Raw genomic sequence first — 23,965 nt, 5'->3', positions numbered from 1 at the left:
GCCCGCAGGCGGCGACATTTCTGACCAGACGCAGACAGGCACTGCGCCGTTTCAGGGCGCAGTCAACCAGTCGGCCAGGCTTGTGACTTCGGGGCGGAAATAGGCGATCATGCGCCCTTCGCCCGGTGGTGCGCTGGCCGCGGCTCCCCAGGGTGCGACCCCATGCAACGCCAGCCGGTGCATCAGATAGGCCTCGCCCGGTTGCGCGTGAACGGTCACGCGTTTGCAGGTCTCGAACACTTTGGCGCGGGCGGATGTATAGGCATCGGTAATGTCGATCTGGGCCCAGGTGGTGGGATCATGATCGTTCAAAACGGCAGCAAAGGCGTCGCGCATGATGGTGTGACTGCCCTCCCACACCACCAATGGTGACGCATCCGCGCTGGCACCATTCAGCGGCAGACCCAGCACCCAGGCATGGGGTTCATCAACATTGCGCCGGCGCGTGGCCGCCCCCGGGATCAGCTTGACTCCGTCCACATGGGCCGCGTCCCGGTTCAGACGATAGCGAAACGCCGCCTCACCTTCGCCGTCGCGGGGCTTTGGATAGCCCGGAAACATCACCGACAGCTGCCCCTTGTGCAGCTGTGGGATCGGGCCGATGTGGTTTTTGATGAACTCCAGCGCCGGACCGGCCAGCGGCGGGCCACCCGGCAATTGCCCCGACGCTGCATTGTCCAGCGCATCCACACCAATGAACCAGGTGCCCTGACATTGCATCCAGGGCGCGTGTTGCGGATCATGAATGGCCGACAGGCTGTGGTGCCGGGCGTGGTCCGCCCAGGCGCGCGTTGCGGGATCAACCGCAAACCGCACCCAACCTCGGGTCAGGAAATCGTCCAGCATATCGTCCAGCATCAGGCCCCCATCGCCTTGCGCAGCATGTTGATCGCCACCAGCACCAAAAACACCGCGAACACCCGTTTCAGCGGTTTTGGATCCATTGCATGGGCCAATTTGACCCCCCAGGGTGCCGTGATCAACGTCATCGATACAATCACTGCAAAGGCCACCAAATTCACCGCCCCCACCGTCAACGGTGGACGCATGGCGGGATCAATGGGCACGAACAAGAAGCCCAGAACCGAAGGCACCGCAATGATCACGCCGAACCCTGCGGCCGTTGCCACGGCACGGTGGATCACAACATTGTGCAGGCTCATCAGCGGCACTCCAAAGCTGCCACCGCCAATCCCCATCAGAACTGACAGAAACCCGACCAGCGGAGACAGGATCATCCGGCGCGCGCCTTTGGGCATTTCAGCCCCCAACCGCCATTCCGACCGACCAAAGCCCAGATACAACCCAATCACCAAGGCCAGAACCCCGAACAACCCCTGCAATGTGGTCGACCGCAGCGACGCTGCTGCCAGCACACCGGCCACCGCGCCCAATGCGATGCCCGGACCCCATCCACGAAGGATCTGCCAATCCACAGCGCCCTTCTTGTTGTGGCTAAGAACCGAACGCACAGACGTCACGATGATCGTCGCCAGCGACGTCGCCAGACACATCTGCATCAATTGTGGTCCATCATACCCAAGGGTCTGGAACGCATAGAAAAAGGCCGGGACCAGCACAATGCCTCCGCCCACCCCCAACAAACCGGCCAAAACCCCGGCCACCCCACCAATGATCAGTAGCATCACCAGCATCTGCAGCAGCAACATCGTATCAGGCATCTGGATTTCCTTTGAAAATTCGGCCCCTGGTCAGGCGGTGATCGGTGCAACGCGCATCAAAGCCTGTTCGACCAGCTCAGGCCCCGCGCCTGTCTTATGCGCGCCTTCCGACAGCACCCGGCGCCAATGCCGGGCTCCGGGGCGGCCCGCAAACAGGCCCAGCATATGGCGTGTGATTTCATGTAGCCGCCCGCCCTGGCTGATATGCCTGTCAATATACGGCAGCATCTGGCGCACAATATCAATCGGATCCTGCGCCTCTCCGGTGCCAAATATGTCGCGATCGGCACTGGCCAGAATATCGCTGGGCTGGTGATAGGCCGCGCGTCCGATCATCACGCCGTCCAATCCCCTGTCCAGATGCAGGCGGGCCTCTGACAGCGACGCGATGCCGCCGTTGATCGAGATATGCAGATCCGGGAATTCGGCTTTCATCCGGTGCACCAGGTCATAATCCAAAGGCGGGATGTCCCTGTTTTCCTTGGGGCTCAGACCCTGAAGCCAGGCCTTGCGCGCGTGGATCGTCACGCGGCGACACCCGGCGGACCGGATCTGATCCAGAAACCCCGGCAGCACCTGTTCCGGGTCCTGCTCATCCACCCCAATCCGGCATTTCACCGTGACGTCGACATCCACAACTTCGCCCATGGCCGCAACGCATTGAGCAACCAAACCCGGATTTGTCATCAACACGGCACCAAATGCACCGGATTGGACCCGATCGCTGGGGCACCCACAGTTCAGGTTGATTTCATCATACCCCGCCTCGGCCCCCAACCGGGCGGCCTGTGCCAACTCGACCGGATCCGAGCCTCCCAATTGCAAGGCAACCGGGTGTTCGGCGTCGCTGTGCGCCAACAAATGCAAAGCCCCCCCCCGAACCAAAGCCGGGGCTGTCACCATTTCCGTATAAAGCAGCGCCTGATTGCTCAGAAGGCGATGCATATAACGACAATGACGATCGGTCCAATCCATCATCGGGGCCACGCTTAAACGCGCTGCTTTTTGTGCGTTATTTTTCAAAGCGTTAACTCCAATTGACTTTAAGCATTGTGTAGCACCACTCCCCCTGATTTCGCTGCATTTCCGGGGGCTTCGGTTTTTTTTGATTCGAGCGTGCCACGGTGTAGCACATCTCGCAGGCGCAGACAGTGGGCCGATAACGGTTCAACGCGCTGCCGGAATGGGTGTTTACCCCGGTCGAGACATCAATCACCCCCTGCAATCACCAGCTGTTTCGGTCTTGTGATGTCACGCCAGACAACCCGCATGTCAATCGGGTCATAGCCGGCCATGATCAGACCTTGAGAGGATTGGATCAACGGCCGCAGGATCTTGTCAGACACCGGCGACAGGTCAGTCCGTTCCAGAGCCAAAGGCCAGAGCCAGAGGATGGGGTCCATCCAGGCTCCCGGGGTGCCCTTCACATGCCACGTCCCTTTGGCCATGACCCCGCCCGAGTTTTCGTGTTTGGTCATAGCGAATTTGAGCCCCGCGCGGTCCTGTGCCTGCATCAGCGCCGAAACCTCACTGCCCGGAACGGCACAGGCGTGGCGACAGACTGCAACGGATGGCCGTTGCGCTATCACCGCGAGGGCAAATTAGCCTGTCAACATTTCAGTTGCGCGTTTCCTAGGGCAGATACCCGCCGCGTGTCTGTGGGGTTTTCATATCCAGCGCCCTGCCCGCCACCAGATTGCGCAGCATCTGCGCAGTACCGCCGCCGATCGTGAACATCCGTGCATCCCGCAGCATCCGTTCTACGTTGTTGTTGCGCGAATACCCGCGTGCGCCATGCAATTGCAGCGCGTCATTGGTGACCTTGACGGCCATTTCCGAAGCGAACACCTTGGCCTGTGCCGCCAGCATTGGGTCAGGAAAACCACTGGATTGGTATTCGGCGCTGGCTGCAGCGCGCCAGATCATCAGCCGCGCGGCATCAATCTGTATCGCCATATCAGAAATCATCCATTGCAACCCCTGGAATTCGGCCAGCGGGCGGCCAAATTGCTCGCGCCGTTTTATGAATAAAACAGCCTCTTCATAGGCACCGCGCGCAATGCCCAGCGCCACGGTCGCCGCCCCGACCCGCTGGGCGTTATAGGCGTCCATCAATCCGGCAAAACCACGTTTGATGCCCTCGGGCGGCGTGATCAGCCGATCCAGCGGCAGACGGAGATTGTCAAAGATCACTTCGGTTTCGGGAATGCCACGCAGCCCCAGCGTTGGCTCGCGCTTGCCGATGACCAGCCCATCCTCGCCCAGATAGGCCATGAACCCGCCGATGCCTTTGAATTCCCCGCCCTCGATCACACGGGCAAAGATCAGGTGCAGCTTTGACACGCCGCCGCCCGTGATCCAATGTTTCTTGCCGTTCAGAACCCATGTATCGCCCGTGCGGGTGGCTGTGGTTGTCATCTCGGTTGCGGCGCTGCCTGCGTCCGGTTCCGTGATGCAGATCGCGGGCTTGTCCCCGCCCAACACATGCTGCGCCGCGCTCGCGCGCTGGTCAGGTGTGCCATAGGCGATGATCGCGCCAACTCCACCCATGTTGCCTTCGACCACAATGCGCCCTGACACGCCGCATTTTGCTGCCAATTCCTCGATGACCAAAGTCACATCAAGATAACTGGCCCCCGGCCCGCCCAGCTCCTTGGGCACGCTCATGCCCATCAATCCCGCAGACGTAAGAGCAGAAACAACGTCTTGGGGATATTGCTCGGACCGGTCCGTTTCGGCGGCACGTCGCCCGACCGTTGTGTCTGCGATGGTTTTTGCCTTGGCTTGAAGATCACACTGTCGTTCCGACAAAACAAACAAAGGGCCAGACGTTGGGAATGGACGATGGAGCATTGCAAACCTGCTGATAGGGGTCACCCGATCGTAAACCTGCAGTGCATTTAATGGTAATTCTACTTTCTGATTTCTTTCATGAGAAAAAATCAAGAAGATTGAAGCGCCTCGATGCAGGAACCAATCACAAGATCCGAGCGCCCGTCGGTGATGGTAAAAGCCCCGATCTCGCGGCTGAACTGCGGGTTTCCAAAGGGCAGATGCCGAATGCGATTTGAAAAGGGGCGCCTGCCTTTGCAGATCGGAACGATGGCAACACCCAACCCTTCGCTGACCAGATTTGAGATCGCTTCAAGGGAATCGATTTCCATCGCGCCTCTCACGTTGATCTTCTGTGCCTTCAGTTCTTCTTCGATGCTTTGCCCCGCCCAGGTCTTGCGGTTGAACCAGATGAACGGATGATCTTGCAACAGGCCGCGCCAATCATCGCCCTCGGCATGGGCCGGAGCGATCACAACAAAGGGCTCGGTCGCGATCGCGTGCCAATCCAGTCCCGGAATGGGGTTGAGCGGCTTTGTACAGATGGCGACGTCCAGATCCCCCTCTGCCAGCCGTGCCGCCAACCCCGACGAACTGCCGCTCCTGAGCGTGATTTCAAGCGCTGGGTATTGGGCTTGCAGCACTTTGATGCCAGCGGGCAGAAAGCTCGCCAGCACAGTCGGAACCGCACCAATTGTCAGCTTGTCGCGCACCAATTCCCCGCGCGCCACCGAAGCGGATGCATCAAACAGCGCCAGTGTCTTTTGCGCATGTTCCGCCAGCGCACGCCCACGGGCCGTCGGCACCGGAGGCCGTTTGATCCGGTCAAACAACAATACGCCCAATTCGTCTTCCATCGCCTTGATCTGCAAACTCACCGCCGAATGAGACAGCCCCAGACGATCCCCCGCCGCCGCAAAGGATTTGTGTTCGACCACGGCCAAAAGGGTTTTGAGTTGCTTGATGTTCATGGCAGCGATGGCGTCCTGCTGTGGTCTCAAATAAGGCGCGTCAATACCACAACCACCCGAAAGGGTCACCGTTGAATCCCCAACTGAATCCCCGGCGATCTGTCTGTGGACGGCCTGTGCGACCTGGTGTTCTTCTACGATCTTCTTCGCGATGGCGCGCTGTGCAGGTCGTCCGCCTGCCCGCGGCACAGGATCCCGACATCGAACATGCCGGAAAGATCCACGCAAAAGGAGTTTGTTAACTCTCTGACCTAAACTTGCCGGGCCTCACCAAAAAACGTTTATGGAAAGCCTCCGAAAAATGGGCCGTGCTGCGATACCCGCTGATTTCGGCGATGTCCGAAAGCGGCTTGGACGTCGTTCGCAACAGATCCGCCGCATAGCTCAATCTGATTCTGCTGGACAGCTCACCAGGCGCACAGCCAAACGATTGATGTGTCAGCCGGGTCAGCGTGCGCGGCGATACCGCAATGGCGCGGCCAATGCGTTCCAGCGGCATTGGCGCGGAAATGGCGTGTTCCACAATCTGGATGTAACGGCTCAATCTGGGATCCAGCTCCTCAATGGAACATTGCAACCCGACCGAAACCAGGCGTGAACCTGATCGCTGCGGCTTCAGCATGACTGCGCGCCGTACGGTTTCGGCTATCGCGGTGTCAAAGCTTTGGGTCAACAATTCCAGCATCATGTCCGTCACTGCGTCGCCTCCGACAGTGGTGGCTGTCCGCTGATCTAGGACATAGGGATCAAGCGTGAACGTCGTTCTGGGAAAAGTCGCCTGCAACACGGGCAATTGCGCCGGATGCGCCGCAGCGCGCCGGTCGCTCAGCAATCCAGCCTGAGCAAGAGCGGAAACCCCCGTGCCAAGACCGATGACCCAGCCCCCGTGCCGGTGACAATGGTGCAGCCCCTGCACCAACGTCTCGTCAATATCGTCAGGGCGTTGTTCGCGCGACGAACAGACAAACGCATACTGCGCGCGGGGTAACGCTGACAGGTCACAATCGGCAACAACTGCGGCCCCGCAAGAACTGTGAACAGGCCCGGTCGTGGCCGAGGCCGTTACCACATCCAACTTCACGGTCTCGGACGTATCGGCCGCCATACGGATAAGATCACGCGCGACTCCATAACCGAACAGGGAAAACCCTTCGTGGATTGCAAAGACGGCACGGGGCGCATCTGTCATTGTCCGGATCTCGAATAATTTTGGCAGTATTACTGATAACCACTCCTCCTAATTCTGCAATCCTGAAGGGAGCAAATCTGTGGAGTGTTGAAGGCATGTTGAAAATTTTGGGGTGGGCCGGTTATGACGCCGGCTTGCAGACTGCCTTTGACAGCTTTCGTCAGGATACTGGCATCTCGGTGTCGTTCCAGGGTGTTCGCAATCAGGACGACATGCATGCACTGGCCCAAAAACAGGCGTTTGACATTGCCTGTCCAACGACAGATCGCTTGGCCAGCTGGCTCAACAGTGGGCTCATCGCGGCACTGGATGACGCCCGTATCGGGTATGACAGGATTGACCCGGCCTTTCACGCCGATTCTCATACGATCATTGATGGCAACCGCATGGGCTCTCCCAATATCTGGGGCGGCGCAGGCGTCGGGATCCACAGGGACCACGTTCCGCCGGGTGCCGATACCCTGCGTTTGATTGATCTGTTTGACCCTGTTCATGCCGGGCGTCTTGCAATGCGCGAAGACACCGCATTTGTTGCTGCCGGGCGCGCGATCGAGGCCGCTGGAAAGCTGCCGTTTCCCTTTGACGACTCTTATCGCAGCGAAGCCAGAATGATTGCCAATTATGATGTCATCGGCGCTTTCCTGACTGACCGCGCCCACCATGTCGCGCGCTTCTGGTTCAGTGAAGAAGAAGGCACAGACGCCTTTCGATCCGGCGATTGCCTGATTGGCTATAGCTGGGACTCCACGATGGCCCAATTATACCGCGAAAACCTCCCCTATCGCTTTGTTGCCCCGATTGAGGGGGCCAACTGTTATCTTCAGAATTTTGTTCTGGGGGCGACAGCGGATGCCGGGCTTGGCCAGGATTGGATCGCTTGGGTGAATACCCCCAAGGGCAGCGCCCTTTATGCCAGCGCATTGGGCGTCAATCCCTGTGCCAAAGGAGCCGCTGATCTCATGCCCGGTGACATGCGTGCGTTTTTTCGCGCCTCCTATCCGCCAGAGGCTTTGACCCGGCTTTGGTGGCAGCCTGAGCAACCTGTCTGGTTTGTCCGCAACCGGGGGGACTATGCCCGCAGATATCGGGCGGCGGCCCGTCAATGAGCCATACGATTGCCCAACGGTTCACCCTTGGTGATTTCACCATCACGGCGCTGATCCTTGGAGAGATCTGCGACACCGTCGCGGATTGGTTTGAGAGCGGGCCCCTGACCGGCGCGGGTGCACCTTCCCGTCTTCCCGTGATTTGTTTGCATGTCGCGGGACCGGGGCTGTCCGTTCTGATTGATGCCTGTGACCCCAGGCAATACCCCGTGACGGGGACCGAACCCGTCGGTATCTGTACGGCTCTGCGCGGGGCCGGGTGTCCCCCCGAAGGTGTCACGCATGTGATCCTGACGCATGGGCATCACGACCATTTTTGCGGTGTATGGGACACAGACACAGACCAGGCGAATTTTCCAAATGCCCGGCATATCTTGTCAGCACGGGATTGGGGCGACGCCACATTGACCGCCGCTGCACAACACGCCGATGGCCCTGCGGCGGATCCCCGCCCATTGGAGCAGTTGCTGGGTTTGGGATTGCTTGATCTCGACACCTGTACCCCTGCATTGCCCCCTGCGCTCACATTGATCGATGCCCCGGGCGAAACCGACGGGCACCGCGTTGTGCGCCTGTGCTCGCAGGGGCAGACATTCTATTTTCTGGCGGATCTGTTTCATCTCCCTGCCGAGATTGAGATGCCAGACCTCTGCCCCGTCTGGGCCGATGCCGCCGCGTTGAACACAAGTCGCCGTTTGCTTTTGGATGCGATTTTGAAATCTGATGCCCGTTTCATGTGCAGCCATATGTCCGAAGTGTTCACCGCAGAAATGTTCAGTTCATCGCGCTCCCTCGTCGCGCCCCGTTCTCTCAAATGAAAGGCCACGCCATGTCCGACACCAAACAGCCGAATATTCTGGTCATCATGGCCGATCAAATGACGCCCTTCATGCTCGAAGTATGCGGTGGAGTCGGTGCGAAAACCAAAAACCTGTGTCAGCTTGCCAGCCGGTCGGCCAATTTCACCAACACCTACACGCCCAGTCCGATCTGCGTGCCTGCGCGGTCCTGCTTTATGACGGGTCTCTATACGTCGAACACCGGCTGTTACGACAATGGCGACCCCTATCACAGCTTTATCCCGACCTTTGCCCATTACCTGACCAATGCCGGGTACGAGACCGTGTTGTCAGGCAAAATGCATTTCATCGGAGCCGACCAGCTGCACGGGTTTCAGCGCCGGTTGAACACCGACATCTACCCCTCCGGGTTCATTTGGTCCTATCCCTTGCCGCCCAATGATGACCCCACCTTCAAAGCCTTTGATTTCACGCCGCAATATCTGGCCGAAAACATCGGCCCCGGCTGGTCCAAGGAATTGCAGTACGATGAGGAAACCCAATTCAAGGCCCTGGAATACGTGCGGCACACACCTGACAAACCCTGGATGATGACCGTTTCGTTTACCAACCCTCATCCCCCCTACAAGGTGCCCCGGAAATATTGGGAAATGTACAAGGATGCAGATATTCCGCTGCCGCAGTATCCCGAAGACATGGACGACAAATATTCGGATTACGATCACGCGATCCGGCGTTGGCACGGGCTGCACGTGCGCGGCGATGAAATCCGCCAGCCTGAAAACCTGATCGCCATGCGCCGCGGGTTTGCCGCTCTGGCGCATTATGTGGACGACAAGGTCGGCGAACTGTTGGATGTTCTGGATGAAACCGGTCTGCGCGACGACACCATCGTCATCTTCACCTCTGATCACGGAGAGATGTTGGGCGAAAAAGGTCTGATCCAAAAGCGCAGCCTGTACGAATGGTCCGCCCGCATTCCTTTGTTCATTGATAGTCCCGGTGCCGCGCCCTGCCAGATCGAAACCCCGGTTTCCTTGTTGGATCTCCCTGCCACATTGATCGATATCGCAGGTCAAACGCCGGCCCAAACATTGGACGGCAGATCCCTGTTGCCTGCGGTGCATGGCGCTGACCTGGAGAGCGTTCCCGTCATCTCGGAATATCATGGCGAAGGCATTATGCGCCCCAGTTTCATTGTCCGGTTGGGGGATTGGAAGTATCACTATCACCACGGATCCCCGTCGCGCCTGTTCAACCTGGCACAAGATCCTGGCGAGTGGCACAACCGCGCAGGAGACCCATCGGTTGCCGACATCGAAAAGAAGCTTAACGCTGTCATCACCGGAGGCGATTTTGATCTCGACCGGATTGCAACCGAGGTCTGGCAGAGGCTTCCGCTCAAACATGTTGTCAACACAGCCATGACACGCAACGGCACGCATTGGGATTATCAGGTCGATCAGAACGCGGCGACCCAATATATCCGCACTTAACACCCCCTTGTATGCAACCCCGACAGGGTTTGTCTGGCGTCGAACGGTCCGATCGGCTGTTCACGGTCAAACCCCGTATGCGGGCTTGCTGCGCTGCCAGCCCCCCATTTCAAAACCTATCGGCAGGGCGGGGTGCGGGCCGTCGCCACACAGGGCGCGCACAGGACGCACGCGCTTGAAACCCACCACGGAGTCTGCGATCAAGAGCCCGGAAGCTGAAGAAGACAGGCCTGTTGCGGCATATACCTCTCCATAAACTCGGATTATTGCTCCCGGCGGTGACGTGGCTGTTCATTCAGTTCTCCATGTCCGGGATCGTGGTTGGGTCGTCGGCAGATGCGATGCAGATCGAAATCTGTTCGCCCTTTGGCATTCAGCAGGTCACGATTGACCTGGAAACCGGCGCACCCATTGAACCCATGACAGACGGATCCGGCTGTGATTGGTGCCAATCCTTTGGGCTGATCACGGATACAGCGTCGCGGGGAGATGTTGGCTGGGTCGTTCTGGCCCAGACCTTTCAGCACAGGCTGGTCCTGTCACCACCACCTCACAAACCGCTGCGCCCAATTGCCGATTATCAGAGCCGCGCACCGCCACGCCTTTGATCGCTCACAACCCCTGAATGGAACGTCCTGACCGGCCCTGGTTTGCAGGCCGGACGGGACAGTGTGTGAACCAAAGGAAAACCCATGTTCAAAACATTTTCGCGCGGCGTTGCCGCAGCCGCATTTGCGGTGTCCGTCGCCATGCCCGCATGGGCGGACAACATCACCCTGACAGATACGTTGGGACGCACGGTGGAAGTACCGGAAAATCCGCAACGGATCCTGCTGGGCTTCTATTTCGAAGACTTCATGGCCGTCGCTGGTCCCCAGGCCTATGACCGGGTTGTCGCCATTTCCAAAGACACCTGGGAAGGCTGGCGCAACTTGCAATGGCAGACCTACGCTGCTGTCATTCCCCGACTGAACGATCTGGCGGATGTCGGTGAAATCGATTCCGGCACCTTTTCGCTGGAGGCCGCCGTTGCAGCCCAACCGGACGTGGCCGTCCTGGCCGCCTGGCAATACAGGACGCTTGGGGACGTGGCCGACCGTCTGGAAGCCGCAGGCGTGCCGATTGTCGTGCTCGACTACAATGCACAGACTGTCGAAAAGCATGTGCAATCCACCAAGCTGTTGGGCGACCTGATGGGTGCCAAAGACCGCGCCAGGACGTTGGCGGATGAATATGCCGCCGCCGTGGCCGACATCGAAACCCGCCTGGCCAAACTGCCCAAGGATGCGGCACCAAAGGTCTATGTGGAACTGGCACGCAAGGGCAAAGACACGGTCGACAACTCCTATTCGGGTACCCAATGGGGCAGCGTCATTGACCAGCTCAAGGCCACCAATATCGCCAATGGTCAAATCAGCAACTGGGGCAAGCTGAGCCCGGAATATGTTCTGGCACAGAACCCGCAGATGATCCTGTTGGCGGGATCAGGCTGGGCCGGGCGTGATCAGGCGGTGATCATGGGACCGGGTGTGGACAGCGCGCTGACCCACGAACGGATGCAGGCCTATCTGGGGCGTCCGGGTTGGGCGGATCTGGATGCGGTGAAGACCGGAAACATCTTTGGCATCTATCATGGTGGCAACCGCACGCTCTATGATTATGCCTTCCTGCAGTTCCTCGCCAAGGCGATGTATCCCGAACACTTTGGCGACCTGGACCCGCAGGCCACGCTTGACCGGTTCTTTGCCACCTACATGCCGGTCGAATTCACGGGCGCCTATATGACCCAACTGCCCAGGGTCGACGGCTGATGGCTGCCCCGGACGGGATCTGGTCCACGAAGGCGAAGGGGGCGGCTCATGCTGCCCCCGACGCCACCCACGCCACGCACTACGCCACCGGGATGCGCCGGCGCCTGACCCGTCTGGCCGGGGCCATCGTGATGCTGTCCGCGCTGACCATCGCGGATATCCTGACCGGACCCGCCATGCTGGGATTGTCGGACGTGCTGAGCGGCATGTTCACCCCGTCACAGGCCGCGCCGATGACACGGGTGATCGTCCAGGACATCCGGCTGCCCATGTCCCTGATGGCCATCCTGGTCGGCATGTCGCTGGGCACGGCCGGTGTGCATATGCAGACCATTCTGGGTAACCCGCTGGCCAGCCCCTATACGTTGGGCTTTTCCGCGGCCGCCGGTTTCGGAGCGGCGTTGGCCATCCTGACGGGTGTGACCCTGCCGGTTCTGCCCTGGTTGACCGTACCGCTGTCTGCCTTTGCCATGTGCGTGTTGGCGGCGGCGCTGGTCTTTGCTGTCTCAAAGATGCGCGCCATGCGCGCGGAAACCATGGTGCTGGCCGGGATCGCCACCCTGTTCCTGTTCCAATCGGCACAATCGCTCGTGCAATACATGGCCGCACCCGAAGTGCTGCAGGCCATCGTCTTCTGGCTGTTTGGCTCGCTGCTAAAGTCCAGTTGGAACAATGTTCCCATTGTTGCAGTTGTCTTTGCCGTGACGACTTTGGCCGTCCTGCCCAATCTCTGGCAGCTCACGGCGCTGCGCCTTGGGGATGCGCGTGCGGCGGCTCTTGGCGTGGATGTCAGCGCCCTCAGGATCAAGCTGTTTGCGGTGGTGGCCTTGTTGACCGCTGGCGCGGTTGCCTTTGTTGGCACCATCGGCTTTGTCGGATTGGTCGCCCCGCACATCGCGCGGATGCTGGTGGGCGAAGACCAGCGCATCCTGTTGCCGATGGCGGCCCTGATGGGGGCGATCACCATGACGGGGGCCTCGGTCGCGTCCAAGCTGATTTCGCCCGGTGGCGTGATCCCAATCGGCATTGTCACGGCATTGATCGGAGTGCCCTTCCTGTTTTTTCTCATCCTGCGCGGACAAAGGAGCCACTGGTGACTCTCAAGATCACAAACCTGACCGTTGCTTATGGGCAGACCACAATCATCCACGCGCTGGACGATCTGTGGCCCACAGGGCAGATCACGGCGCTGATCGGCTGCAATGGAGCTGGAAAATCCACGCTCCTACAGGCCCTCGCCGGGCTGATCCCCATGCAGGGAACCACGTCATTGTCGGGGGCACCCATCTCGGCCCAAGACCAGCGCCGGACAATTGCCTATATGCCACAGGATACCAGTGCGCAGTCTTCGCTGAGCGTGCTCGAAGTTGTCCTGCTTGGCCGTCTTGGCAGCCTGGGCCTCCGCCTTCCGGCAGGTCTTGCAGACCAGGCTTTGGCTACGCTTGATCTGTTCGGGCTGGCCACATTGCAAAGCCGCCCGTTGGATGAAATCAGCGGCGGGCAGCGCCAGCTTGTGTTCTTGGCCCAGGCGTTGTTCCGCCAGCCGCGTGTGCTGTTGCTGGATGAACCGACCGCCGCGCTGGATCTCAGGCACCAACTGCTGGTGCTGGAACGGCTGCGCCATATCGCCCACACGCACGGCATGATCATCGGCATGGCGATGCATGATCTCAATCTCGCCGCACAGTATTCGGATCGCATCATCGGCCTGGGCGGGGGTCGCAAAATCGCGGCTGGCCCCGCGACCGAGGTTCTGACGCCGGACAGGTTGAGGATCATGTTTGGGATCGAGGCCCGTGTAACCCAGAGCGAGAACACCCCGCTTCAGGTGGTGCCGCTGCGCGCCGTGGGCTGATCCTCTGTAAACCGCCCGTATGTTGTCAGCGTGTATCTCACAGGCGGCGACATCATAGGCGGCGACCGCAATGCCCCCTGTTCGAGGGGCGGATCACGCGCGCGCATCGCCCCTCCGGCCACGGAAACAAGGAAAGGCGCTCTGATCAGGCCGGGATCGGGTGCAGATTGCGCAGGATCGCCTGTGTGATCGTCGCCGTCCCATCCGTCCCGCCCAGATCAGGCGGTGCCAGCCCGGCAGCCAGCACCCGATCGACGGCCTGTTCGATGGCCCGCGCGGCCGCCGGCAGCCCAAAGCCATATTCGAACATCATGGCAACCGACAGGATGGTGCCAATCGGATTGGCAACCCCCTGCCCGGAAATATCCGGTGCGCTGCCATGCGTCGGTTCATACAGACCGCCTTTCACCGGATGCCCCACCCTCGCAGCGGCGGGCAATGTCGCCGACGGCAACATACCCAGCGCGCCCGAGACCACCGCAACAAGATCCGAAATCAGATCTCCGAACAGATTGTCCGCCAGCAACACGTCAAACTCCTGCGGCGCGCGGGCCACGGCAAACAACGCGTAATCCATCAACAGGTGGCGCAGCTGAATGTCGGGATACTCCTCGCGCCCGATCCGCGCCACCGTTTCACGCCACAGCTTGCCGCTCTCCATCACATTGGATTTGTCCAGCGAAGTGACATGGCCGCCCCGCCCGCGCGCGGCCTCGAAGGCACAGCGTGCAATGCGTTCGACCTCTCCCGTGCGGTATTCGCTGATTTCATAGGCGCGTTCCTGACCGTCATCCAGCACCTCGCGCCCACGGGGTTCGCCATAATAGATACCGCCAGAGTTTTCCCGCACGACCAACAGATCAGCCCCCTCCACAACCTCTTGCCGATAGGGCGTCCTGTGCAGCAGCGCGGGCCAGGCGCGTGCCGGGCGCAGGGCGTTGTAGACATCCAGTTCGATCCGCAACCGGGTCAGCCCATCGGTTTCGGTGATCGGCCCGTCAATCCGGATATTGTCCCATTCCGGCCCGCCCACCGCGCCGACCAATATGGCGTCCGCCGCCCGCGCCCTGGCCGCGACTGCGTCGGTGCAAAACGTGCCATGCACATCCCAGGACGCACCGCCCAACAGGTCCTCCTCAATCTCCACCGCCACACCGAACTGGTCAGCAACCTGGCGCAGCACCTGCAACCCGGCAGCCACGACTTCGGGACCAATATGATCGCCGCCCAGCGCCAGCACCTTGAACGCGCCGCTCATCCTGCCATCCCCTGCGGCAGCACCAGATGCATCGCATCCGGGTCCAGATCCCGGTGCAACAGGCGCATGGAGGAATGGAAATCGTCCAGATCAACCGAAGATGTCAGCACGGCGCGGGGTGGGGTCTCGGGGGTGAACCCTGTCCGCCCATGCAACAGGCGCTGATTGTCAAACAACAACCCCTCGCCCGCCTTCAGGTCCAGCGTCAGGCGCAGGTCGTCGTCATACAGCAAATCAAACAGCCGTTTCAGCGCCCGATACGCAGGCCCCACCTGATCGCCGGGTACATCCAGAGGAGAGATTTGCCGTTCGTTCATCCGCACGCCGCAGACCTCTCCGCGATCATCCAGCCGGATGACCGGCAAACGGGATTTGTACCAACGCATATTGCCGTGGCTGTTGTCGCCCGGGTCAAACCGCTGACAGGTAACCTGCATCTTGCACAGCAGCTCGAAGTCCTCGGGCCAGCCTTCCTTTAGACGGCGGGCCGCTTCGAACCCATCCACCAGGGTCGACGCCCCCCCGTTCGTGCTGGGCCGCAGAACCTGAAACACGGTGATGCCGATTGCGGCATAACGATAGGGTTCGTCCACATGCGGATCCAGCGGGCCGGTGGTGTCGCCCACATTGGTCACGGTGGTTTTCTTTTTCAGCGTATAGGTCCCAAAATGGGTCTGCCGCTGCGCCCCGACCAACCGGATCATCCGTTGGCTTTCCGCGCTGTCGGTGGGCGCATCCACGATCTTGCAGAACCCATAGTCGCGCACCGTTTCCAGGATCTTCAGCCGCACCGCCGAGTCCGCTTCTGCCTTGGTCAGAGATCCCACCGGAAGATCCGCGCCCAGCGACCTGTCCCACAGGATCGGCTGCACACGCCTGCGCCTGCGTTCTGCATCCGAATAACAGTGGTTGCGCAGCCAGCGCGCCGGATAGTCGGACCTGTGCCCATCTGGCCAGAGCACTCGAACAATGTGGTCCGTGACCTCCGCCTGCGCGATACAGATCCATTCGTCGATATGATGCAGGCGGATTCCGCGCACCCCGGTCTCTGGTGTGCCGCACTCCGGGCACCAGCATTGGTGACGCAACCAGATGGGATGAAACCGGCTTTGGTGATCGTCCTCCCATCGGACAACCAGCTGATTGTTTTCGACGGCGGCGGACCGGATGCTGTGGCGCGCAAAGGGCATGACGGTGTTCCTGTACATTTTCTAACCGCCATAAAGTCTCCAGCGAATATGTTTGACAAATTCCAATTCAACACAGAATGGTTGAGCTTAGCTCAACCATGGACAACACATGCTGCCTGATCCCAAAGACCCCTCCTATCTTGGTGCTCTTGTCTATTTCCACCATGCAGCCGACAGCCTGAGTTTTTCCCATGCAGCCCGGGCGCTGAACGTCACCCCGTCGGCTGTGAGCCACCGCATAACGGCGCTGGAACGCGCTCTGGGGAAACGGCTGTTCGAACGACGCATTCGCGAAGTTCACCTCACCCAGGACGGCACCGAACTGGCCCAAGCCACGACAGTGATCTGGAAGGAACTCCAGGAGATTACAGAACGGTTGACCACACATGAGGTTCTGCGCGTGTCGGTCGGGCCGTATCTGTCGTCACAGTGGCTGTTGCCGCGGATCGGCGCGTTCGAGGCCCAGCACCCCGGTTTGCGGGTGGACCTGATCCATGTGATCGGCGCGCCGGAGTCCCGTCTGGCCGACGTCTCGATCATCTGGGCCGAACTGGACGGCCCGGAGACCGAAACGGCCATGCTGTTTGATACCAAGGCGGTTCCGGTTGCCGCGCCGGGGTTGCAGATCGCAGACGCGTTCTGGGACGGAAAACTGCCGCCGATCCATTATCGCGACCGCAGCACCTGGCGTCACTGGCTGGCTGCGGTCGGTGCGCCAGAGCGGTTTGCCGATCGTGGCGAAGTCCTGGACGAACCGCATATCGTTCTGGAAGCCGCAGCTTATGGCCGGGGCATTGCGATCGGGTTTCTGCCTTTCATCGCAAAATTCTTTGACCAGGGGCGGCTTGTTCCCGTCGGAGCGCAGCCGATCCGGTCCAGCCGGGGCTATCGGCTGGTGGTGAACTCAGACCGCCGCCCCATGGCCAGACTGTTTGCCGATTGGGTCACCGACCAGGCACAGACCCGCCCGACCACCGCCGACACCTAACCCGGACCCTGTTCACGGATCCGGGATCTCCGGGCCAATTGGATTGGCGGCCCATCAAACGCCGCAGCGCGTCATCCCAACCCCTCATAGCGTGCGTTGGCCTCTTTCAATGTGGCCTTCAGCCCCTTTTCGATCGTTGATTTGGAAAAGGCCTCGTATTCCGGGACCGGGTTGGCCCCCATGATGGCGACCTGTTCCAGATAATAGTCGGTCGCCGTCTTCAGCCCCTGCATCTCGTAGACCCGGTTCAGATACATCTTGTGCATCCGCTGCATCTCGCGCGGCATCCGCGCCATCAACAGCGCCTTGGTGTGCGTGGCCTCCTTCAGCTTGTCCAACGGCACCACCTCGGTGATCAGCCCCATCTCCTTGGCCTCGGCCGCGGTCAGCTCGCGGCCCGTCAACAGCAGGTCCTTGGCGGTTTTCATGTTGACCAGCCAGGGCAGAGCCATGCAGTGGCCCGAAATTCCATAGCGCACCTCGTTATAGCCGATGCGGGTGTCCTCTGACGCAATAGTGATGTCGCAAAACAGGCTCAGCTCAAAGCCTTTGCCGATGGCAATCGAATTGACGCTGGCAATCACCGGTTTGGTGATCCGCCAGGGGGTGGTGAACTCCTCGAACTGTTTAAAGTAATGCGCGCGGTATTCGTAGATCGACGTGCGGTCCTCTTCGGCGTCCTCGTCCAGATCGTGCCCCGCACAAAACCCGCGCCCGGCCCCCTGGATCACGATCACATTGACGTCGTCGTCAACGTCGGCGCGCTCCAACCCCGCCTGCAATTCAGCGATCAGTTTCAGGTTCATGGCATTCAGCTTTTCCGGGCGGTTCAGCGTCAGCCAACAGATGTGGTCGGCGTCGACCTCGTAGATCAGATGGGTATAGTCGGTCATGTCTCAGCCTTTCAGGGTCAGCACCGCGTCGGCAATGACCGCGCGGGATTGGGTGAGCAGCAGCGGATTCACTTCCAGCTCTGCAATGTCAGGATGGTCGGCGACACAGGCGCACAGGGTTTCGATGGCGCTCAGCATGACCGCCAGATCTGCCGCAGGTCGCCCCCGATAGCCCAGCAACAGCGGGGCCAGTTTCAGACCCTTCAGCGCCGCCGCGATGTCTGCGCGCGGCGCGGGCAGGATCAGAGTGGCGGTGTCCTGCATCAGCTCCACGGCGATGCCGCCAATGGCCAGCGTCAGGGTCAGGCCAATGTCCGGGACATGGCGGATGCCCACCAGCAGTTCGCCCACCGGGTTCTGGATCATCTCTTCGATCAGGAACCCGTCGGGGTCCAGACCCTGCGCCGCAAGCCGCCCCGCCATGGCGCGGATCGTGGCGGGCAGATCCCGGGGTGCGACGGTCAACGCCACGGCCCCGGCTTCGGTCTTGTGCAACAGCCCCGGCACCAGGGCCTTGACCGCACAGGTGCAGGCGATGTCCGCCAATGTGTCGGGACCATCGACAATCCAGTGGCGCGGCACATCCAACCCGGCTTCAGACAGCCAGGATTTTGCCGCCGCCTCGCTCATGCTGTTGCCCGTGCCGCCGGGTAGCGGACAGCGCGGGGCAGGCAAAAGCATGGCGTCGGGGTCCAGCATGTCGCGCCGCGCGCCATACCGCGCCGCATGGGCCACCGCGCGCAAACCGTCCTCGATCCCCTGCAAGGGCGCCATGGCGTTGGCGATCATCCGGTCGCGGGCCGCGCGCGGCAGTGCCTCGGCCAGAGTGTTGACAAAGGCCGACGGGCGATCGCCTTTGATCGCGGCCAGCGCGCCGGTGGTGGCGTCCCAGGTCGACATGTCCCAGCCGCCTTCCGGCGGGTAGCACATCACCTGCACAAACAGATCATGCTGATCCTGTGCAAACGCCCGGTAGATCGGCAATTGATCCGCCTGCGCCCAACCATGGGCGTCTGAAATATCCAGCGGATTGGCCGGTCCGACATAGGCAGGCAACACCAGATCCAGCGCCGCCGCCGCTGCTGCCGTGGGGGCCACCATCTGCAATCCGGCCTGTTCGGCGATATCCCCACCCAGCACCGCATAGGACCCAGACGAGGTGATAAATCCGGTCTTGGCCCCTCTTGGGATCGGCGTGAAACTCAGCATCTTGACGGTTTCGATGGCCTCCGTCGGGGTTGTCACCTCGATCCAGCCAAAGCGGCGGAACAGGGCAGAGGCCACGGCTGCATCCCCTGACAACGACGCCGTATGCGATTGCGCCGCGCGGGCACCTGCCGCGCTGCGGCCGCCCTTGATGGCCACCACGGGGATGCCATTGCGCGCCGCCTTGGCCGCAGCCTGGGAGAGCTTTTGCACGTCGCCGATGCCTTCGAAATAGACGTTCACCGCCGTCACCCGATTGTCGTCCAGCACCGCGTCCAGCATGTCGGCGATGCTCACCATCGCCTGATTGCCAAGCCCGATCAGATAGGCGATTGGCTGTGCGCGATCGGCACAGCCAAGATCGCTCAGGTAAGCGCCGCCATTGGAGATCACCGCCACGCCTTTGGCCGCCACGCCCCCATCCGCTGCACCCCTGGCGGCCACATTCCGGCCCGGCGCGTGATTGCCAAAGTGGTCCATCATAAAGGCGTTGCCATCCAGGAAATTGGCGATGCCGGGGCAATTGGGGCCGATCACCGGCATCTCGCCTGCCGCAGCCACCAATTCGGCCTGACGCGCGGTTCCGTCGGCGCTTTCGGAAAATCCGGACGTGATGCAAACCACCCCGCCACAGCCCCGTTCCGACAGGGCGCGCACGGTTTCGAGCACCGCCTCCTTGGGGATCACAAGAATGGCCAGATCCGGGGCCCGGCGCAGGTCGCCAACACAGGGCACGCAGGTCAACCCGGCAATCTCGGCCCGCCTGGGGTTTACGACGACGGCCTCTCCCGCAAAACCATTCGCCTGCATGTAGCCAATCGCAGGCGCGAGGCCGGCACCGCCAAACCAGGCCACACGGGCCGGGTTCAGCATCCGTTTCAGACGATCTGCCCTGGTCACGTCAGAACCTCTGCCGCCCGTGCGCCAATCCCGCCAACCTCAATCACGCCCCCCGGCCCCGGCGCACAGTTTTTCCGCCTGGTCACCCGGCCAGTGTTTCCCCCGGTCTGCACCGCGCGGACAAAGCGGTCCTGACCCGGGCTCATGACTGTGCCTCGGCTCTGATGCGCCGGTGCGCCGTGCGGATACAAGAGTGCAGGTCATCGCGGTCGGCATAGATCCCTTCGATAAACCGGGTGCCGCCTTTGGCGTCATACCCTGCCCGCCCATGCAACGCTCGGCGGTTGTCAAAGGCCAGCAGGTCGCCCGGTTCATAGCGAATGGTCATCTCGTACCGGGGATCCTGGGCCCGGGCGCAAAAGGCGCGATACGCCCTGTAGGCGCGGGCCTGCACCTCCAGAGGCGCGCGCAGCGGTGCGCGCAAAAACGTGTTATAGCGCACGCCGGTGATGGTCCCCCTGGCATCGGTCTCGACCACCGGCCCACGGGCGCGATAGTCCGAACGGCGGGCGCGGTTGCTGTAGTCCCAGACATCCGTCACCAGAGACTGATAGTGCTCTGGTTCGTCTTCGCGCATGTCCTCGGCAATCCGGTAAGCATCCACATAGATCCCCTCGCCGCCGGTGGTGGTATTGGCACGGATATAGAGAAACTGCAGCCCATGCGGGGTTTCCCGCGTCGGCATGTCGATATGTTGCAGCAGCCTGTCCGAGGTAAAGGCCTGGCTGTCCGGGTCGTCCTTGATCTCCAGCACATACTGACGGCCAAAATTGCTTTCGCGGACCGGGCCGATGCGGGTGACGATCTCTTCCAGCAGCCCATCCTGCTGTGGCAACCCGCGCAAACGCGCCACACCATAGTCACGCAGGGCTTCCAGCCAGCGCAGGAACACCCCTGGGTCCTCCAACGCCTGCGGGCCATCAAACGTCGGCGGTTCCGTCAGGTCCGCGCCCCGCCACAAGATCGGCGGGATCGGGTCTGGTGCGCCAAACCAGGCGGTGCCGCGCAACCAGCCGGGGTGATAGGCGCTGGTGGTGCCGTCAGAGAATCTCACGTCCACCGCGCCGCTTTCGAGGATCCCGGCCCCCGTGATGGCCACCTCTGCCTCGATCCCAGTGGGAGAGATGCGCATCTCGCGCGCCTTGGGGTGAATCGTTGCTGGATCGGGGCTGTTTTCGCGCAGCAGCAGCACATGGTGCTGGCTGGTCCGACCATCGGACCAGATCACCTCCAGCGCCTCTGCGCTGTGCTGCAAACGCGCGGCGTGATGGTCGATGGGCCAGACTTCGAAATCCGGTGTCCAGGGCAGATCGGTCATATGCTCTCCTCCACTGCCCCCGGATGTTAGGAACAGTCGCGCAAAAACAGTTGATCAAAATTGGCAATTAACTAACGTATTTTGACAAACTGATCCGAGCCACCATGCCACATGCCGACATTGTCCTGACCGACAACTTTCCGATCCTGTCGCTCACCCTGGTGACCGAACCGCTGCGGGTGGCCAACCGCGAAACCGCCGACACGCTGTGGCGCTGGCGATTCCTGTCGGTCAAGGGCGGCCACCTCACCAGTTCCAGCGGCATAGACATCAACACCGACCAACTGGATCACAGCCCGGCGGATGTCGTGTTGCTGCTGTCCTCCTACCACCCGGAAACAGCGGTTGCCGGACCCTTGCTCGGCTGGCTCAAACACCGCGCCCGCCAAGGCGCTTTGATGGGCTGTGTTGACACTGGCGCGTTGATCTTTGCCGAAGCCGGGCTGCTGCGCAGCCGCCCCGCGGCGGTGCATTTCGAGGCGCTGCGCGGCTATCGCGAGAAATTCGGCGCGGATATGTTTGCCGACCGGTTGTTTGACGTCTCTGACACCCGCTGTTCCAGCGCCGGCGGGGTCGCCACGTTCGACATGACCCTGGGATTGATCGAACATTTCAGCGGACGGCAGCTGGCATATCGGGTGGCCGAGATCCTGACCTATCGGCCCACCAACCACACCGGCCCACAACAACGGCTGCTGACCGACACGTCGCTGGCGCGCCTGGATCGCAATCTGGCCAAGGCCGTCGATTTGATGATTGCCACGCTGGATCAGCCGATCACCGTTGCCGAGATTGCCGCCCGCGTCGGGGTTCCGCAATGGACATTGGGGCGGCTGTTCAAACACCACTTGCACCAGACCCCGGCCGGCTATTACCGCAATCTGCGGCTGGCAGAGGCCCGCAATCTGGTGCAGAACTCCAGCCTGCGCATCAGCGAAATCTCGAGCCTGTGCGGATTTGAAAACCCGGAGAGCTTTGCCCGGGCCTATCGGCAAAGATACGGCCACCCCGCGTCCCGCGACCGCCAAAGCTGAGATCCGGGGCCGCGATGGTCTCGGGGCACCACTGCCCCCCAACCGGGGCGAGATCAGCGGGGGTAGAACGGGATACTGTCGCAGGCCACGGGCCTGTGGCCCTCAGTTGCAACATGTGTGCATTCGACAAGTCGCGGACAGTGTTCCCCTTGTTGACGTTGGACACCTGCCGCACGGCGCAGAGGCCCCCGCACACAGGTACGCCCGCTCCGGACAGACATCTGGAACGGGCGCATGTCGCGCCTGTGTGGCTTACTTCAACAACACATCCAGCGGCACCGGCTCACTGATGGTCCAATTGTCGACAACTGCAGGGGTCGCACCGGAAATCTCGATGATCTGCATGTTTGCGCTGTTCTGATGATGCAGGGTGTCGCTGAAGCTGCGCGGACCAAATGTGGTCGCTTCGTTCTGCATCTTTTCCAGCTCAGCCGTCACGGCGCTGCCTTCCACTGTTCCCGCGCGGGCGACGGCCTTGGCCCAGAGGTCAATCAGAACATAGCCGGGATAGGCGTATTGACTGGCCGGACGGGCCCCGGTCGCAGCCTCATACGCGGTGTTAAAGCGTTCGACCTCGGCGCGTGGATCGTCGCCATAGATCGATCCCTGGACCGGCAGCACAAACCCCGACAGATCGGGAACCGCGTCCAGCCAATAGGACCCATCCACCGCCGACCCATTCAGGATCATCGACTGGATGCCAGCTGCGCGCAGCTGGCGCACAGCCGCCGCCGCACCGGGAATATAGGAGCACAGCATGATCACATCCGGCTCCTGGGGCAGCGCCTTGATCCGGCTGATCTGGCTGGCGATCGAGGCATCGTTGTTCTTGAACGTGTCGCGCCCGACGATGTCGCCACCGGCCTTTGGAAACATCCAGTCAAAACCGGTACAGATGCCTTTGTTGTATTCGATGGTCGTGTCCAACAGGACATAACCGGTTTTGGCGTCCCGCTGATGCGTGGACCATTCCGCCATGGTTGCGCCCTGCACCGCCGCCAGAACCGAACCGGAAAAGCTGTTCGGGCCAACGCCCTGAATGCCGGCCTTCACGTCTTCGGCACACAGAAAGAACGAATTCTTGCCCTCAGCTTCTGCCGCCAGGGCCGCCGGAGCCCCAAAATCGTAATCGCAGCTGACGACCATCATATCGGCCCCGTCATCCAGAACCTGCAGACCGGCCTTGGCCGATTGCGCCCGGTCGGTTTTGGTGTCGGTCTCGACCCATTTGACCTGCTGCCCCAATAGCCCGCCATTGGCGTTGATTTCACCGATGCGGATCTTGGCCGCCGCTGCGGCGGGGGTGTCATAGGCTTCCATCCAGCCCGATTTGGCGATGGCAAAGCCCACCGTTATGTCGTCGCTGGCCAATGCTGGCGATGCCAGCGCCAGCGTCAATGCGGATGCAATCAATGCGTGTTTCATGGAACGTCTCC

At 61.1% G+C, this 23,965-nt stretch carries 22 protein-coding genes; 9 read left to right on the top strand and 13 right to left on the bottom strand.

The genetic code is table 11. The features are described 5' to 3' along the window. Positions 1 to 51: 51 nt before the first annotated feature. The 7 genes from K3727_08825 to K3727_08795 form a co-directional block, all read right to left on the bottom strand. Positions 52 to 846: a hypothetical protein gene (locus K3727_08825; protein UWQ93321.1), complete on the bottom strand. Its 795-nt coding sequence runs from the start codon at positions 844 to 846 to the stop codon at positions 52 to 54. 11 nt (positions 847 to 857) lie between these two features. Next, positions 858 to 1,682 (bottom strand): sulfite exporter TauE/SafE family protein, encoded by an 825-nt coding sequence (locus tag K3727_08820; protein ID UWQ92863.1) that lies wholly within the window; start codon positions 1,680 to 1,682, stop codon positions 858 to 860. Between the two features lie 30 nt (positions 1,683 to 1,712). Beyond that, positions 1,713 to 2,705 carry a tRNA dihydrouridine(20/20a) synthase DusA gene (gene dusA / locus K3727_08815; GenBank protein UWQ92862.1) on the bottom strand — a complete coding sequence of 331 codons (993 nt, stop codon included), beginning with the start codon at positions 2,703 to 2,705 and terminating at the stop codon, positions 1,713 to 1,715. A 185-nt stretch (positions 2,706 to 2,890) separates the two neighbouring features. Then, entirely contained in the window at positions 2,891 to 3,196 is a 306-nt protein-coding gene (locus K3727_08810; protein UWQ92861.1) for a hypothetical protein, read from the bottom strand. A 118-nt stretch (positions 3,197 to 3,314) separates the two neighbouring features. Next, positions 3,315 to 4,535, bottom strand: coding sequence for an acyl-CoA dehydrogenase family protein (locus K3727_08805; GenBank protein ID UWQ92860.1), 1,221 nt, complete (start codon positions 4,533 to 4,535; stop codon positions 3,315 to 3,317). A gap of 89 nt (positions 4,536 to 4,624) precedes the next feature. Then, a complete protein-coding gene (locus K3727_08800) occupies positions 4,625 to 5,485 on the bottom strand; it encodes a LysR family transcriptional regulator (protein UWQ92859.1) in 861 nt (286 codons plus the stop codon). 238 nt (positions 5,486 to 5,723) lie between these two features. Next, positions 5,724 to 6,674, bottom strand: a complete 951-nt coding sequence (locus tag K3727_08795) for a helix-turn-helix domain-containing protein (GenBank protein ID UWQ92858.1) — start codon at positions 6,672 to 6,674, stop codon at positions 5,724 to 5,726. Positions 6,675 to 6,769: 95 nt separating this feature from the next. Between K3727_08795 and K3727_08790 the strand changes: the two genes are divergently transcribed. The 7 genes from K3727_08790 (at position 6,770) to K3727_08760 (ending at position 13,742) form a co-directional block, all read left to right on the top strand. Beyond that, on the top strand, positions 6,770 to 7,780 hold the full coding sequence (locus tag K3727_08790; GenBank protein ID UWQ92857.1) for an extracellular solute-binding protein: 1,011 nt from the start codon (positions 6,770 to 6,772) through the stop codon (positions 7,778 to 7,780). Next, a complete protein-coding gene (locus tag K3727_08785; protein ID UWQ92856.1) occupies positions 7,777 to 8,598 on the top strand; it encodes an MBL fold metallo-hydrolase in 822 nt (273 codons plus the stop codon). Before K3727_08790 ends, K3727_08785 begins: the two co-directional genes overlap by 4 nt. Positions 8,599 to 8,609: 11 nt before the next feature. After that, on the top strand, positions 8,610 to 10,076 hold the full coding sequence (gene betC, locus K3727_08780) for a choline-sulfatase (protein UWQ92855.1): 1,467 nt from the start codon (positions 8,610 to 8,612) through the stop codon (positions 10,074 to 10,076). 233 nt (positions 10,077 to 10,309) lie between these two features. Continuing rightward, positions 10,310 to 10,684: a hypothetical protein gene (locus K3727_08775; GenBank protein ID UWQ92854.1), complete on the top strand. Its 375-nt coding sequence runs from the start codon at positions 10,310 to 10,312 to the stop codon at positions 10,682 to 10,684. A gap of 84 nt (positions 10,685 to 10,768) precedes the next feature. Beyond that, entirely contained in the window at positions 10,769 to 11,887 is a 1,119-nt protein-coding gene (locus K3727_08770) for an ABC transporter substrate-binding protein (protein ID UWQ92853.1), read from the top strand. 92 nt (positions 11,888 to 11,979) lie between these two features. Continuing rightward, entirely contained in the window at positions 11,980 to 12,984 is a 1,005-nt protein-coding gene (locus K3727_08765) for an iron ABC transporter permease (protein ID UWQ93320.1), read from the top strand. Then, entirely contained in the window at positions 12,981 to 13,742 is a 762-nt protein-coding gene (locus K3727_08760) for an ABC transporter ATP-binding protein (GenBank protein UWQ92852.1), read from the top strand. Before K3727_08765 ends, K3727_08760 begins: the two co-directional genes overlap by 4 nt. A gap of 145 nt (positions 13,743 to 13,887) precedes the next feature. Here K3727_08760 and leuB read toward each other — a convergent pair whose 3' ends face one another. Further along, a complete protein-coding gene (leuB, locus tag K3727_08755) occupies positions 13,888 to 15,000 on the bottom strand; it encodes a 3-isopropylmalate dehydrogenase (GenBank protein ID UWQ92851.1) in 1,113 nt (370 codons plus the stop codon). Further along, complete coding sequence (locus K3727_08750; protein ID UWQ92850.1) at positions 14,997 to 16,190, bottom strand: TauD/TfdA family dioxygenase; 1,194 nt, start codon at positions 16,188 to 16,190, stop codon at positions 14,997 to 14,999. The genes leuB and K3727_08750 overlap by 4 nt, the downstream gene beginning before the upstream one ends. Before the next feature lie 109 nt (positions 16,191 to 16,299). Here K3727_08750 and K3727_08745 point away from each other — a divergent pair, with 109 nt between their 5' ends. Then, complete coding sequence (locus K3727_08745) at positions 16,300 to 17,178, top strand: LysR family transcriptional regulator (protein UWQ92849.1); 879 nt, start codon at positions 16,300 to 16,302, stop codon at positions 17,176 to 17,178. A 71-nt stretch (positions 17,179 to 17,249) separates the two neighbouring features. On the opposite strand, the gene K3727_08740 is transcribed toward K3727_08745, so the two are convergent. From K3727_08740 to K3727_08730, 3 genes are all read right to left on the bottom strand, one after another. Next, positions 17,250 to 18,071 carry an enoyl-CoA hydratase/isomerase family protein gene (locus K3727_08740; GenBank protein UWQ92848.1) on the bottom strand — a complete coding sequence of 274 codons (822 nt, stop codon included), beginning with the start codon at positions 18,069 to 18,071 and terminating at the stop codon, positions 17,250 to 17,252. Between the two features lie 3 nt (positions 18,072 to 18,074). After that, on the bottom strand, positions 18,075 to 20,177 hold the full coding sequence (locus tag K3727_08735; protein ID UWQ92847.1) for an acetate--CoA ligase family protein: 2,103 nt from the start codon (positions 20,175 to 20,177) through the stop codon (positions 18,075 to 18,077). 142 nt (positions 20,178 to 20,319) lie between these two features. Next, positions 20,320 to 21,495 (bottom strand): TauD/TfdA family dioxygenase, encoded by a 1,176-nt coding sequence (locus K3727_08730; protein UWQ92846.1) that lies wholly within the window; start codon positions 21,493 to 21,495, stop codon positions 20,320 to 20,322. Between the two features lie 104 nt (positions 21,496 to 21,599). Between K3727_08730 and K3727_08725 the strand changes: the two genes are divergently transcribed. Further along, the gene (locus K3727_08725) at positions 21,600 to 22,529 is read left to right on the top strand and encodes a helix-turn-helix domain-containing protein (protein ID UWQ92845.1); all 930 of its coding nucleotides are present in this window, start codon (positions 21,600 to 21,602) and stop codon (positions 22,527 to 22,529) included. 252 nt (positions 22,530 to 22,781) lie between these two features. Here the strand turns inward: K3727_08725 and K3727_08720 are convergent, their stop codons facing one another. After that, complete coding sequence (locus K3727_08720; GenBank protein UWQ92844.1) at positions 22,782 to 23,954, bottom strand: ABC transporter substrate-binding protein; 1,173 nt, start codon at positions 23,952 to 23,954, stop codon at positions 22,782 to 22,784. Positions 23,955 to 23,965: the final 11 nt, after the last annotated feature.

This window comes from Rhodobacteraceae bacterium M382 (assembly GCA_025141015.1).
In the GTDB taxonomy this organism is placed as follows: Bacteria; Pseudomonadota; Alphaproteobacteria; order Rhodobacterales; family Rhodobacteraceae; genus Aliisedimentitalea; species Aliisedimentitalea scapharcae.
The sequence above is the reverse complement of the archived record's forward strand: the minus strand, read 5'-3'. Positions and strand labels throughout refer to the sequence as shown.

What these genes read in the sequence shown, in the direction of transcription:
- betC (UWQ92855.1), top strand. Translation starts at nt 8,610, where the DNA reads ATGTCCGACACCAAACAGCCGAATATTCTGGTCATCATGGCCGATCAA.
- K3727_08790 (UWQ92857.1), top strand. Translation starts at nt 6,770, where the DNA reads ATGTTGAAAATTTTGGGGTGGGCCGGTTATGACGCCGGCTTGCAGACT.
- K3727_08730 (UWQ92846.1), bottom strand. Translation starts at nt 21,495, where the DNA reads ATGACCGATCTGCCCTGGACACCGGATTTCGAAGTCTGGCCCATCGAC.
- K3727_08795 (UWQ92858.1), bottom strand. Translation starts at nt 6,674, where the DNA reads ATGACAGATGCGCCCCGTGCCGTCTTTGCAATCCACGAAGGGTTTTCC.
- K3727_08750 (UWQ92850.1), bottom strand. Translation starts at nt 16,190, where the DNA reads ATGCCCTTTGCGCGCCACAGCATCCGGTCCGCCGCCGTCGAAAACAAT.
- K3727_08725 (UWQ92845.1), top strand. Translation starts at nt 21,600, where the DNA reads ATGCCACATGCCGACATTGTCCTGACCGACAACTTTCCGATCCTGTCG.
- leuB (UWQ92851.1), bottom strand. Translation starts at nt 15,000, where the DNA reads ATGAGCGGCGCGTTCAAGGTGCTGGCGCTGGGCGGCGATCATATTGGT.
- K3727_08805 (UWQ92860.1), bottom strand. Translation starts at nt 4,535, where the DNA reads ATGCTCCATCGTCCATTCCCAACGTCTGGCCCTTTGTTTGTTTTGTCG.
- K3727_08770 (UWQ92853.1), top strand. Translation starts at nt 10,769, where the DNA reads ATGTTCAAAACATTTTCGCGCGGCGTTGCCGCAGCCGCATTTGCGGTG.
- K3727_08810 (UWQ92861.1), bottom strand. Translation starts at nt 3,196, where the DNA reads ATGCAGGCACAGGACCGCGCGGGGCTCAAATTCGCTATGACCAAACAC.
- K3727_08825 (UWQ93321.1), bottom strand. Translation starts at nt 846, where the DNA reads ATGCTGGACGATTTCCTGACCCGAGGTTGGGTGCGGTTTGCGGTTGAT.
- K3727_08745 (UWQ92849.1), top strand. Translation starts at nt 16,300, where the DNA reads ATGCTGCCTGATCCCAAAGACCCCTCCTATCTTGGTGCTCTTGTCTAT.
- K3727_08785 (UWQ92856.1), top strand. Translation starts at nt 7,777, where the DNA reads ATGAGCCATACGATTGCCCAACGGTTCACCCTTGGTGATTTCACCATC.
- K3727_08820 (UWQ92863.1), bottom strand. Translation starts at nt 1,682, where the DNA reads ATGCCTGATACGATGTTGCTGCTGCAGATGCTGGTGATGCTACTGATC.
- K3727_08765 (UWQ93320.1), top strand. Translation starts at nt 11,980, where the DNA reads ATGCGCCGGCGCCTGACCCGTCTGGCCGGGGCCATCGTGATGCTGTCC.
- K3727_08800 (UWQ92859.1), bottom strand. Translation starts at nt 5,485, where the DNA reads ATGAACATCAAGCAACTCAAAACCCTTTTGGCCGTGGTCGAACACAAA.
- K3727_08740 (UWQ92848.1), bottom strand. Translation starts at nt 18,071, where the DNA reads ATGACCGACTATACCCATCTGATCTACGAGGTCGACGCCGACCACATC.
- K3727_08720 (UWQ92844.1), bottom strand. Translation starts at nt 23,954, where the DNA reads ATGAAACACGCATTGATTGCATCCGCATTGACGCTGGCGCTGGCATCG.